Annotated in this window: 10 protein-coding genes; 2 read left to right on the plus strand and 8 right to left on the minus strand. The window is 38.9% G+C overall.

From position 1 onward, the window contains the following. Nucleotides 1-26: 26 nt before the first annotated feature. From BM327_RS08980 to dnaB, 5 genes are read right to left on the minus strand one after another with little or no spacing between them, the layout of a single operon-like run. Nucleotides 27-392 carry a hypothetical protein gene (locus tag BM327_RS08980; RefSeq protein ID WP_090248561.1) on the minus strand — a complete coding sequence of 122 codons (366 nt, stop codon included), beginning with the start codon at nucleotides 390-392 and terminating at the stop codon, nucleotides 27-29. 33 nt (nucleotides 393-425) lie between these two features. Continuing rightward, the gene (locus BM327_RS08985) at nucleotides 426-1,637 is read right to left on the minus strand and encodes a 3-phosphoshikimate 1-carboxyvinyltransferase (protein ID WP_090248564.1); all 1,212 of its coding nucleotides are present in this window, start codon (nucleotides 1,635-1,637) and stop codon (nucleotides 426-428) included. A gap of 2 nt (nucleotides 1,638-1,639) precedes the next feature. Then, the gene (locus BM327_RS08990; protein WP_090248567.1) at nucleotides 1,640-2,110 is read right to left on the minus strand and encodes a hypothetical protein; all 471 of its coding nucleotides are present in this window, start codon (nucleotides 2,108-2,110) and stop codon (nucleotides 1,640-1,642) included. Beyond that, nucleotides 2,110-3,366, minus strand: coding sequence for an asparagine synthetase B (locus BM327_RS08995; RefSeq protein ID WP_090248570.1), 1,257 nt, complete (start codon nucleotides 3,364-3,366; stop codon nucleotides 2,110-2,112). The genes BM327_RS08990 and BM327_RS08995 overlap by 1 nt, the downstream gene beginning before the upstream one ends. Nucleotides 3,367-3,400: 34 nt before the next feature. After that, nucleotides 3,401-4,966: a replicative DNA helicase gene (gene dnaB, locus BM327_RS09000; RefSeq protein ID WP_090248573.1), complete on the minus strand. Its 1,566-nt coding sequence runs from the start codon at nucleotides 4,964-4,966 to the stop codon at nucleotides 3,401-3,403. 295 nt (nucleotides 4,967-5,261) lie between these two features. Here dnaB and BM327_RS09005 point away from each other — a divergent pair, with 295 nt between their 5' ends. Together BM327_RS09005 and BM327_RS09010 are read left to right on the plus strand one after the other, a co-directional pair. Further along, nucleotides 5,262-9,743, plus strand: coding sequence for an ATP-binding cassette domain-containing protein (locus BM327_RS09005; RefSeq protein WP_090248576.1), 4,482 nt, complete (start codon nucleotides 5,262-5,264; stop codon nucleotides 9,741-9,743). A 50-nt stretch (nucleotides 9,744-9,793) separates the two neighbouring features. Further along, nucleotides 9,794-10,930, plus strand: a complete 1,137-nt coding sequence (locus BM327_RS09010; RefSeq protein WP_090248578.1) for a DEAD/DEAH box helicase — start codon at nucleotides 9,794-9,796, stop codon at nucleotides 10,928-10,930. A gap of 14 nt (nucleotides 10,931-10,944) precedes the next feature. On the opposite strand, the gene BM327_RS09015 is transcribed toward BM327_RS09010, so the two are convergent. The 3 genes from BM327_RS09015 to BM327_RS09025 all read right to left on the minus strand — a co-directional run bounded on the left by BM327_RS09015 (nucleotide 10,945) and on the right by BM327_RS09025 (nucleotide 13,044). Then, nucleotides 10,945-11,439 (minus strand): hypothetical protein, encoded by a 495-nt coding sequence (locus BM327_RS09015; RefSeq protein WP_090248581.1) that lies wholly within the window; start codon nucleotides 11,437-11,439, stop codon nucleotides 10,945-10,947. Nucleotides 11,440-11,598: 159 nt separating this feature from the next. Beyond that, nucleotides 11,599-12,345: a L,D-transpeptidase family protein gene (locus BM327_RS09020; RefSeq protein WP_090248582.1), complete on the minus strand. Its 747-nt coding sequence runs from the start codon at nucleotides 12,343-12,345 to the stop codon at nucleotides 11,599-11,601. Nucleotides 12,346-12,357: 12 nt separating this feature from the next. Then, nucleotides 12,358-13,044, minus strand: coding sequence for a murein L,D-transpeptidase catalytic domain-containing protein (locus tag BM327_RS09025; protein ID WP_090248584.1), 687 nt, complete (start codon nucleotides 13,042-13,044; stop codon nucleotides 12,358-12,360). Between the last annotated feature and the right edge of the window lie 37 nt (nucleotides 13,045-13,081).

Here is a 13,081-nt window from a genome sequence, read left to right on the forward strand (position 1 = left end):
AGTTGGTGGTTGATTCGTGAAGAATTCTACTCTATAATCAAAGTAATCCTCACTCTCTCTTCTTTTGGTAAATCAAAATTATCAGCAGAAGATTGGCGTTTGATGTTGAACTCTATATAGTCTTCGCCTGTGTAATTGAATTCTGTAGAATAGAAATAAGAATAAGGGTAGAGTTCTGTTGAATCAGAAAAGAACTCGCTGGTATCGGCGTGCAAAGGAGCAGTAATCATTTCCACTTCATCTTCGGCGCTGTTGACCATAAAATTGTAGACGTAATCTGTATTTACTTTAACAGTGTCTGTGATATCTCGGGTAGGTGTGAGAAATACAGTTTTCTTGCAACTCATAAAAAAAGAAGCGCCAACGATAAGTAAAAATGCTAGTTTTTGCATAAAGCACGGTTTGATGAGGTTAAAGTACTGAATTTAAATCATTTTTTGAAGTTCCTCCCAGAAATTAGGGTAGGATTTGGCCACCACTTCCTGGTTCTGTATTTCTAATTCTCCTAAATGAACCAAGGGAGCAAAAGACATCGCCATTCTATGGTCTTCATAGGTGGCTATGCTCAAGTTTTTAGGAAGTGTTTGAAGTGTTTTTCCATGCACCTTAATGCTTTCACCCAAATCTTCCACTGCTATGTCTAAACGCGCCAATTCAGATTGTAAAGCTTTTACTCTATCCGTTTCCTTGATGCGTAAACTGTGTATGCCATCTAAATGTAATTCTACGCCTGTTACACCGCATAAAACAGCCAAAGTTTGGGCTAAGTCCGGACAGTTTTGAACGTTTAACTTCAGTTCCGTAGGAAATTCTTTCGCTTCTTTCTTTAGGATAGCACCTTTAACATCAAAACTCGTTTCTATTCCAAAAACGGTTGCAATAGCGGCAATCACAGCATCTCCTTGTAAGGAGTTTTCTTGAAGTCCGGGTAAGTAAAGTTCTTCTAAATCAGATAAAATTAAAAAGCTGTACCAGTAGCTGGCTGCCGACCAATCGTTTTCAACCTTTAATTCTCCTCCTGAATACCTTCCTGGATTTACACGAATCTTATTTTCATAATGACGCAGAGTAATGCCGAATTGCTGCATCAATTCCAAGGTCATATTGATATAAGGTTTTGAAGCAGTTTTACCCTGGAGTTTGAAAAATAAACCATTGGGTAAAAGGGGGGCTACCATCAACAAAGCAGAGATGTACTGACTGCTTATACTGCTGTCTATCACCAATTCTTGACAAGCATTAATCGGTTGAAAAGGGTGAATTTCTAGAGGAGGATAAGCTTCCTCACCTAAGTAATTTATTTGGGCTCCTAAGCTACGTAAGGCATCAACTAAAATTCCAATAGGACGTTGATGCATGCGCTCTGTTCCTTGTAGGATGAAGCTGTCATTTTGCAAAGCGTAAAAAGCAGTGAGAAAACGCATGGTTGTACCCGCATCTTTTACATCTTTCACTTGTCCCTCATCTTGCAACAACTGCAACATGGTTTGCGTGTCTCTGGCGTTAGAAAGATTAGAAATCACAATATCTTCCTTACTCAAAGCTTGGATAATTAATGCTCTATTGGCTATACTTTTACTTGCAGGAAGTTGTATTTCTTTCCCCTTAGGCAATGCGTTTATGCGTTTTAGCTTCATGACTAAAAATCAATTTTTCCGTGATGAATAGCTTTGCGCATGTAGAGTACTGCTCCAAGTCCAAAACCTAGAACTAAGGCGATGTCTGAAATGTGATAAAGCAATATGTTTCCTTCTAAAACAGCCATAGAACCTTGACTTTTCAAGAGGTCAATAATGGAATAGAAATGAATTCCCCAACCTATGATTCCAAAGACAAAAAAGGTTAACAAATGTTTGCCTGCCACCTTTACTTTTTCGATAGTTTCAAGGTTTTCATTCTTCATTAATGCAACGATCAATCCTAAGTTGACAGCAATTAATAACAATAAAATCAAAGGCATGAAAGGAGAGAGGTAGTACTCAAAGTTGTAGCCTACAATTCTAGAAATAAAGCGTTCTGAAAGTTCTTCTCTGTAATAAAACAAAAGGCCTGTAGCTGTTAGAAAAAGGAGGATTCCTGTCAAGGCTTTGTTACGAAGTAACTGTATCATTATGTTTTTCGTTTTTTCTTTTTCGCCGCAGGGAAAAGAATATTGTTTAAGATTAATCTATAACCAGGTGAATTAGGGTGTAGATTTAAATCCGTGGGAGGATCTCCAACTCTGTGTTGGTAATCTTCTGGGTCGTGCCCACCGTAAAATGTCCAAGTACCCATTCCGTGTTCTCCATGTATGTAACGCACGGTTCCAAGGTTTTGAGACTCTCCCATTATCGTCACATTAGACTTGATGTATTCTTTTCTGAAATCAGTAGTTTGACCATAAAAACCAGGGATAATATCTGTGTGACATTGAGTCAACATGGTAGGAACTACATCCCATTTAGCCGAGAAATCAAAAAGCGTGAAATAGTCATTTTTTTCATTTACCGTTCTATGGTCTGTTGTACCATCAATTTCACTGTATTCATAGACCAAAGGGTTTTGCTCCAACTGGTAATTTTCAAAGGCGAAGGAGTTGCTGTAGTCGAGTTTTTCTTGACAGTTTGGATCAGCTGGATCACCGTCATACATGTCTTCACAAATATCCGTTTCATGCGCAGCTAAGGCAATATCATAACTATCTGTTCCACTGCACATGGTAAATAAAAATCCACCACCAAACACAAAGCTTTTGATGTTTTGGGCAACGGCTAATTTCATATCAGAAACTTTATCGAAGCCCAATTTTCTGGCACTTTGTTCTAATTCTGCAACTTGCTGTCTGTACCAAGGAGCGTTTTTAAAACTAGCATAGAATTTTCCGTATTGTCCTGTAAAATCTTCATGGTGTAAATGCAGCCAATCGTATTCGACCAATCCACCGGCTATTACTGTACTGTCGTAAACCTTGTCATAAGGAATTTCCGCGTATTCCATCACAAGTGTAACCGCATCATCCCAAGGTTGTTTTCCTCCAGGCGTGTAAACGGCAATCTTTGGCGCTTTTTCTAATTGTACAACTTCTTGGTTGACTTCAGGATTGGAAATTTCTCTTTTTATGGATTCAACTTGACCATCTGCCAAGATCTCATAACTCACGCCACGGATGATGAGCATGTCTTCTATCGTGCTTAGATGAGGCATGAGAAAAGCACCTCCTCTGTAGTTCAATAACCATTCAATCACTACTTCATTTTCCAACACATAAAAAGCGGCACCGTAAGCTTTCAAATGATTGCTTTGTCCTGCATCCATTGGGACGATAATCTGCGTTGCTTTGGCTTGTAAACCAAGAACTAGAAAAAGAAAGAATAAGATTTTTTGCATGGCTTTGACCTTGTGATTTCTCCTAAATTATGAATTAAAACGGAGTATCGTCGAAGTCATTGCTCGAAAAGTTAAAATCGTCTTCTATTTCATCCATTTTACTACGAACCGTCATGGTATTCGGCTGGTCTTCAAAACCTGCAGAAGGATTCATAGCGCTTGGCATAACCTCTTCATGTTCATCAAATGCAGCATCTCTGTTTTCGAAACGAGCGTATTTTCCAATAAACTTCAAACGAACAGTATCTGTAGCACCGTTACGGTGTTTTGCAATGATAATATCACCTACACCTTGTGTCGGACCGTAATCATCCTCTGTAATTCCGTAGTATTCCGGACGATAGATAAAGGAAACGATATCGGCATCCTGCTCAATCGCTCCAGATTCCCTAAGGTCAGAAAGTACAGGTCGCTTATCACCACCCCTTTGTTCTACCGAACGCGAAAGCTGTGAAAGTGCAATTACCGGGATGTTCAATTCACGTGCAATTTCTTTAATCGAACGAGAGATTTGAGATATCTCCTGTTCACGAGATCCAACACCTTTGTTGTTAGATCCCGCAGTCATCAACTGCAAGTAATCGATGATTACCATGTTGATGTCGTATTTATCTTTCAATCGTCTACACTTGGCTCTCAATTCGAAAATAGAGATACCTGGTGTATCATCGATGAAAATTGGGGCATTGGTCAATCGTGTTATACGTGAGTGCAACTGTTGCATCTCATGATCGGCCAAGTTACCTTTTCTTAATTTTTCTGCCGGGATACGTGTTTCAGATGAAATCAAACGTTTTACCAACTGTACGTTAGACATCTCCAGCGAGAATACCGCTACACCTTGGTTGTAATCTACAGCAGTGTTTCTGGCCATGGAAAGTACGAAGGCCGTTTTCCCCATCGCAGGACGAGCAGCAATTACAATCATATCCGAACGCTGCCAACCTGCAGTGATTTTATCCAAATCTTTAAATCCAGTAGGTATACCAGATACACCATCCTGAATTTTAGTAGCTCTTTCAATTTCTGCCATGGCTTCCATCATAGAAGTCTGCATGGTGTGATACCCTTTTTTCATGTTGTTTTGCGTAATGGCAAACAACTCTTCTTGGGCATTTCCTAACAATTCAAAAACGTCTTTGGTTTCGTCAAATGAGTTCTTTAACAAGTTGTTACTCATTTTAATAACCTGACGTTGAATGTATTTTTGAATAATGATACGGGCGTGGGCCTCAATGTGCGCCACAGAACCAATACGTTGGGTCAGTGATGATAAATAAACAACACCACCGGCCAATTCCAATTCACCAAGTTGCTTTAACTTTTCGGTGATTGTTAATAAGTCGATAGGCTCAGAAGCACCAAATAATTGCTGTATACAATTAAAAATGGCTTGATGCTTAGGATCATAAAAAGCCTCTGGTGTACCCAATACGTCAATAGCGTCGTTCACCGCACTCTTCTCCAACATCATGGCACCCAATACCGCCTGCTCTAATTCTATCGCCTGTGGTGGTACCTTTCCTATTTCGTTGCTGATTTGCTTTACACGTTGCAAACGTCCTTTACTAATTCGCTGGTTATTCTCCCCATTCTCCATGACTACAAATATAGAAAATCGCAACGGGCTTTAACAGTATATTTTTTGCGAAATGACGAGTTGTTAATAGAAAGTTGTTTATCAACCAAATGTTGAAAACTGAGGGTAGATTTGAAATTTGAAATTGGAGATTTGAAATTTGAAATTTGACCTTCCTTAAATATGGATTCATTGTGAACTCTGTGAAAAGCTCTGCGCTCTTTATAGTTCCTACCACACTCTAAAAGTCTAACAATCTAAAGGTCTAAAAGCCTAAGTTTCCTACCTTAGCAATTCACATAAACTTTCATCCTTTATGCGCATAGAAAAGGCCAGGCAAAACAATCTTAAAAATGTATCCCTCACTTTACCGGAGAAGCAGTTAATCGTGGTAACCGGACTCTCAGGGTCTGGAAAATCATCTCTAGCTATGGGGGTGATTGGGAATGAAGGATACCGTTATTTTTTAGAAAGTTTACCCGCTTACAATCAACAAAATGCGCAACGTATTCCATCTGCTGATGTTGATGAAATCAAAGACTTACCACCCGTTATTAAAGTGGAGCAAAGCAAAAGATTTCAGTCCATCAATGCCACTTTTGGGACTTTGTCTGAATTAACACCTTTGTTCCGTATACTCTTTGCGCGCTATGCTGGAGAAGGTTCCATGAGTAAATCTTTGTTTTCTTTCAATCATCCCAAGGGGGCTTGTGAAACCTGTAGAGGGATAGGAGAAGCTGAGTACATAGATTTAAAGAAGTTGGTGGGGGATCCAAATAAAACTTTGCGTGAAGGTGCTATCGTAACAACACTTCCCAATGGATACATCACCTATTCTCAGGTAACGGTGGATGAACTCAACAAAGTGTGTAATGCTCATGGATTTTCTGTAGACGTTCCGTGGAAAGATTTGACAGCAGAGCAACAAGATGTCATACCTAATGGAAGCGATAAACTCAAAGTTTTTTACGGAAAACATAGCTTAGAATCTCGCTTGCGCTGGGAAGGATTGAAAGCTAAACCCAGAGAAGAAGGATACTATAAAGGAATGTTACCCATCATGTACGATATCCTCAAGCGCGATAGGAATGCCAATATTTTGAAGTTCGTGAGTGCAAAAGAATGCCCAAGTTGTAGGGGAGCACGCATCAAAGCGGAACATTTGAAATACAGATGGCAAGGGTTGAGTTTTAGAGAATGGATGGATCTTCCCTTAAATGAACTTTATAAACAATTGAAAGGTCTTTCATTAAAAGGTGGTGAGGCAGTATTGGTGAATAAATTATGTACGCAACTCTATGACCTCATTCATTTGGGGATGGAACATTATCAATTGAGTAGTCCGAGCACGGCTATATCTTCGGGTGATGCCCAACGTATGAAGTTGGTGAAACAAGTCAACAGTAATCTACAGGGGATTTTGTATGTGTTTGATGAACCATCTATTGGTTTACCGGTAGCCTATCAAAAGCATTTGCGATTGATTATCGATAGACTCCTCGCCAAAGGAAATACAGTAATGGTTGTTGAGCACGATTTGAAATTTATTCAGTCTGCAGATTGGATCGTAGAGCTCGGACCCAAAGCGGGAGGTGAAGGCGGTGAAATCATTTTTAACGGAAGTAAAGATGAGTTCTTAGTGGATAATAAACTGAATTCTCCCACACGTTTGGCGTTGGAAGAGAAGCTTAAACCCTCAAATCCCGTAAAGCAAGATGAGGGGTTGAAAAAATTACAAGGTTCGTTGTCTGTATACTCTAGGAAATCAAAGGAAGTACTGGGGTTCATTGATCAATTTACTGAAAGAAAAGGATATAATACACACACTGTAAGCGATCAGCCCATAGGAAAAACGCCACGTAGTAACCCTGCCACTTACACAGGTTTGGCGGATAAAATTAGAGATCTCTTGGCCAAAACGGAAAAAGCCAAACAAATGAAACTGGCCAAAGGTGCTTTCTCCTTCAATAATAAGGCAGGAAGATGTCCTAATTGTGAAGGAGCAGGAGTGATTAGTTTATCCATGAGTGTGATGGGGAACATCAATCAAACATGTCCGCTTTGTAATGGGAAGCGATTTAACAAGGAGGTTTTTGAAGTTACTTGGGAAGGAAAAAACAGTGCGGAAATCTATAATTTAAGTGTGAAAGAAGCACTGGACTTTTTTGCTACTGAATCTAAAATCGTGTCCATCCTACAATTGATGAATAAGCTTGGGTTGGGGTATTTAAAGTTAGGTCAACCCTCGAATACTTTGTCTGGAGGTGAAGCACAACGTATTAAACTCACAAAGTATTTTGCCAAATCTTCTAAACAGACCTTGCTGATTTTAGAAGAGCCAAGCATAGGTCTACATCACCAAAATGTTAAAGAGTTAGTGCAGGCCTTGCATCAATTAAAAGCGAAAACAGCAGGAATTGTATGTTTCGAAAATCATTCTTTGTTCCAATCCGAAGCGGATGTTTTTGTAGATAATGCCCCTAAGGTTGAAGAGGAAGAAATTGAAATACCCGTTAAAGAACCACAAAATGAAATTCTTATTCAGGGAGCGCGAACGCACTTTTTAAAGGATGTGAATATTTCTTTTCCAAAGCACAAACTTTCCGCTGTTACCGGTATTTCTGGTTCGGGAAAATCTTCTCTGTTGATAGATACTTTACATGCCTATGGTATGCAGGAAATGACGCAACAATTTTCGAGTTATGAGCAGGGTAGAGTGGGTGCGCAGATGCCTTTTGATGTAGATCATATCCAAGGCCTGACGCCAACGATATGCGTTACACGAAAAGTGAAAAATTATTCTGCTAAAACAGATTTAGCCCAACAATGTGATATAGATAAACGACTCCGTTTTGTATTCTCCCGCAAAGCACAGTTTGAAGGGGAAGATTTATCCGCATCTCATTTTTCTAAAAATCATGAATTAGGGAAATGCGAAGTCTGCGATGGATATGGTGAAGCACTTGTTCCAGATTTGAATAAAATAGTGCTTGATGCTAACCTAAGTATAGCTGAAGGTGTTTTTGAACACAATAAATCTTTGGCGTATTATGGTCAGGCTGCTGGACAGTATATGGCCATTCTAGAAGAAGTGGGTAAAGCCTTTGGTTTTAGTTTAACAACAGCTTTTAAAGATCTTACAACAGCTCAAAAGAAGGTCGTCTTAAATGGAGTTCCGGACCAAATTTGGGAAGCGCAATGGAGGTTTAAAACTAAGACCAGAGAAGGAGTGCAGTCGGTGAAAATGGAGTGGAAAGGACTTTTTACTTATCTACAAGAAGAATATTATAAGACGCGAAAGAATAAAAATATTAGTCAGCTTACGGCTTTGTTTTCTGAGGAGACATGTGCTACGTGTAAAGGTAGCGGACTTAAAGCAGAACGTTTGAAGTTTACCTTGGGTGCTTTAAATTTTCAAGAGGTAAAGCAATTAAGCTTGAAAGAATTCGAACATTGGTTAAGTGTAAAGGAAGAGGTTTCTGAAATAGATAATCAACTCAAAAAGCAGCTGGCTCATCATTTAAAAGGCCTCTTAAAAAAAGCCAAACAATTGCATATCGATTATTTACAGTTGAACCGTAAAGCGAAAACATTGAGCGGTGGAGAGCACCAACGTGTGGCATTGATTCAACAGCTAAATTCTCCTTTAAAAGGGATTACTTATGTCTTAGATGAACCCTCTGCTGGTTTGTCGCAAAATAATATAGGGGATGTGCAAAATATCTTAAATGAGCTTGTAGCAAAAGGAAATACAGTAATTTTTATAGAACATAACAAAGACCTGTTGAAGGCTGCCGATTACCTTGTTGAAATTGGTCCGAAGGCAGGTAGTTTAGGGGGTGAATTGATGTTCTCGGGTAGTCCAGAACGATTCATACAACAAGATGGAATTCATCCTTACCTGAAAGCGGAGGGGAAAGAACTTCAACTGCGAGCTGGAAAGGAAAAACTGGTGTTGAAAAACATCGATAAATTCAATCTTAAAAAGGAAGTACTAGAAATTCCTGTAGGAGGTTTAACGGCCTTAACAGGAAACTCGGGTGTAGGAAAAACGACCTTGGTAAAAGAAGTGATTTTACCAAGTATAGCGCAAGGTGAAGCCGTTCACTGTTCAGCGTGTATTACTCCAAAGTCTTACGAGGGGGTACAGTATTTTGAAACTAAGAAACTAAACACGCACAAAGCCACTTTACTTGTGGAGTACTTAGATGTTTTTAAGGAAATCACAAAAGTATTTGCAAAGGTGAGCGGAGAGAAAGCCAAGTTCTTTTCATGGAAAACGAAAGGTAGTTTTTGCGAAAATTGTAAAGGTGAAGGGATAATTACCACCAGTTTAGATCTAGCTGCAAGTACCGCTGAAACTTGTGAAAAATGTAAGGGAACCCGATATGCAGATGAGGTATTGAAGCCTAAGGTAGAAGGTCAAAACATTGCTGAAGTAATGGCTTTAAATGTAGAAGGAATGATTAATTGGTTACAAGGACAATCTCCGAAAGCCAAGGTTATTTCCAGTTTACAAGAACTTCAGAACATAGGTTTGGGACATTTACAAATGAACCAAGCCGTTCAAAGTTTGTCTTCCGGAGAAAAACAACGTTTGACCTTGTTGGATTGGAGGAAAGATAAAGTACAAAACCAACTCCTCATTTTAGATGAACCCAGCATAGGTTTACATTATTCGGATATAGACCAATTGCTCACCCTTTTAAAGGATTTGTCGCAAAATAATGATGTGCTAGTGATTGATCACAATGCTTATTTATTGGAGCAGATAGGGGTTGGAGCAGTAATTTATTGAGACTCATTAAAAAGGGAGTATCTTTGTCAACAAAAAAACACTCAAAGCGTATGTCTTTTCAAAATCTCGGTTTAGCACCTTCTTTTACTTCCTTGTTAGAAAAGGAAAATTTCAAACAGCCTTTTCCCATTCAAGAAAAAGCTATTCCGGAAATATTAAAAGGAAAGGATGTACTGGGTATTGCCCAAACTGGTTCGGGTAAAACAGCGAGTTACGTATTGCCTGTGCTTTCTAATTTGAAAGTAGATGCTTCTAAAAAGGATAGGCAACCTACAGTACTTGTTTTGGTGCCTACCAGAGAGTTGGCCGAACAGGTGAAAGACGTGTTTCAAAGCTTTGAGAAAGCATGTGCGCATCCAGTGAAAACCATGGCGATTTATGGAGGTGTTTCAATTAACCCGCAAATGAAAGCCATCTTTGGGGTGAATGTAATTGTAGCAACTCCGGGGCGTTTATTGGACTTGATAGACGTGAATGCCCTTCAGCTCAACAAAGTGCAAACACTTATTTTGGATGAAGCGGATAAATTATTGAACCTTGGTTTTAAAGATGAGATCAATAAGGTTTTGTCCTTGTTGCCACCAAAGCGTCAAAACTTATTGTTTTCTGCTACTTTGAGTGAGAAAATTGAAGGATTGCACCGTTTATTGTTGAAGAATCCTGTAACGGTTCAAGTGAGTTCTGAAACGTGGGATATAGCGCAAATCAAGCAAATATCTTACAGCATAGCCGAAGAAAAGAAAGGTCCGTTCTTGAGGTATTTGATCAAAAGTGGAGAGTTAAACCAAGTGTTGGTGTTTACAGCTTCTACTTACAAGGCAGATAACGTTGCCGACAAACTGCGTAAGAATGGAATAGACGCTAAAGCTATTCACGGAAAGAAAACCCAAGGTGTACGAAATAAAACATTGAAGGAATTTAAAACAGGTAAACTTAGGGTTTTGGTTACGACTGATTTGTTGGCAAGAGGTATAGATATTGCCTTTTTACCCTATGTGATCAATTACGAATTACCGCGTTCTCCAAAAGATTATGTACACAGAATTGGTAGGACAGGTAGAGCCGAAGCAGATGGAGTGGCCATTAGTTTAATCAGTCCAGAAGATGAGCACCACTTCAAAGTCATTCAAAAGAAAATGAAGGTGCAAGTGGAGCGAATAGATGGGGATGCTATGGATATTGGGTAGCGTATTTGAATGTCCTATTTGTAGTAACGGATGCTTGTAAAGGCTTCTTTATTTTCATTTAACACACATTCAATAAGTGTATTTTTTTCGTAAAAAAATGAGAGGGAATTCCATCTGCCTTCATAAACATTTAAGCCTTTTTTATAGATGAAATCTACGCATCTTATGTTTCCATTTGGGAAGTAATGGAATTTTGCGATTACACCTTCTGTTTTAATGTGCTTTATTTGTGAAGAATTTCTTTTGTATTTGATGTTGTAATTAGCTTCTAAAAAGGAGGTGTCTGGGTGGAAATAAGAATTATTATCTAAAGTACAGAATACAAAATCACCATCTACGATTTCAATAGAGTCATAATCATTTTTTACTTGAAGTAATTGAATGATTTGCGCATCAACTGCTATAGAGAATACGTCCCAAACGTGTTGATCCTCTTTAATTTCTTGAGCAAAAGAAATACTTGTAACAAATAGGAAGATGGATGTGAAGAAGTAAATTGTGGTTTTCATACATGAAAGTTATGAAATTTATTTTTTCAAACAGGGATAGTATGGAAAGCCCTTGAAACAAAGGCTTGGCAAAACTAGGGCAGGAAAGTCCCCAAGAAACTTGGGGATTGGAAGGATAGCCCGACCCCAAGCTGCTTGGGGTGTTTGCCTGAATATAAGCTACATTTTCACCTCATGTCTTCCCGAGGGTAAAAACTTTATACTGGGCAATTGACGGTAGGTGTTGAACAATTCATAGCCTTTTTTGAGGTCTTCCCATAAATTGAGTTTGTCTGTATCCTTAGCATATTTTTCTTTTAAAAGGTTGAAGTTTGTATCGTTGAGTCGCGTTGGAAAGATGCTAACGGGAATATTGGTTTGACCATTGTTTTTGGCTTCCACACAATAGATGTAAACTTCTTTGATGAGGTCGTTGGTTAAAGGCAAGCAACCTATAGTTACGCAATCTCCGTGAATGAAAATATCTCCGCCCAATTTGCTTTTATTACCCAAAACTTTATCGGAGGCATTGGGATAATTGATGCCGAGCGAAAGGTGGAAGTTACTGTAAGGATTGAAACGGTTGATGTGGTAAAAACCTTCAGGAATTTGTAGATCACCTCTTTGTCGTTTTGGGCCCAGTTGCCCAGAAGTATCGCAAATGGCAATGGTTTTTAATAAAGTAAAGGTTAACGAACTATCGTTTTTTGCCCAAATTTCTAGCTCTTTTTCGGCTTTAAAAGCTCTTATGTAAAGTTGGAAAGCATCGCGTTGCAGATTTTTTTCGGAAAGACATTTATTGATTAAAGTATCCTTTTCTTGATACGCTTGGCGCACGCGAGAATATTTGAGTTGTTCCTCTTTAAAACCTTGGATACTAAAAGCGAATAGAATGAAAAGGACGAAAAAGTAGCTGTATTTAAGCATAGTGAAAAGGTGTTAGTTATAGATCCATAATAAGGTAGGGGCTTCAGAGGTTTTTAAGAGACTATCAACCTCTTTCATCAAAGAGTTTTCAATTGCCGGACAGCCCCATCCTTCGGGTGTTCCCCTAGGGTAATTTTCTTGTTTACTTACCGCATTCCAGGAGTGTAGTACGATGAACCTTTGGTAGGCGTTTGAATTGGTGCTGTCTAGTCCGTGTAATTTGTAATTGATATGTATGCCCCAATCGCTGTAACCGCGTTTACCGATTTTATATTTCCCTAAAGAGGAGCAATGACTATTTTCAACATTACTAAATCGAGGTGAAAGTTTTGTGCTATCTGTACCCCATGGTTTATCGCAACATCCGTGTGCTACCAAACCTTGGTGAATTAAAGTGTCTTTTTCAAAATTGTATACGAAAAATCTGTTCTTCCCCGAGTGAATAGACATATCAAGAAGTAGACAGAATTTTGGGTTATAGCCTTTTGTTTTAATTGTTTCTAGCGCCTTATGGGCAAATGTTTGTGTGCGTTCAAACAAAACATCCCTTTCAGTTTGAACCGAAAGGGAGTCTTGATTTTTTATTGTTGCTGTTATTTGTTCCTGTTTGATTTCTGCAGCTTCTACCGTACAATGGTTGTTTAAGTAGAGCAGTATTACACTGCTGACACTTAGTAAGTAAAGTTTTAAATTCTGCATAGCTTGAGTTTATAGGTGAAATACCTGTTTGCAGAAA

It is taken from the genome of Lishizhenia tianjinensis, assembly GCF_900116425.1.
GTDB lineage: Bacteria > Bacteroidota > Bacteroidia > Flavobacteriales_D > Crocinitomicaceae > Lishizhenia > Lishizhenia tianjinensis.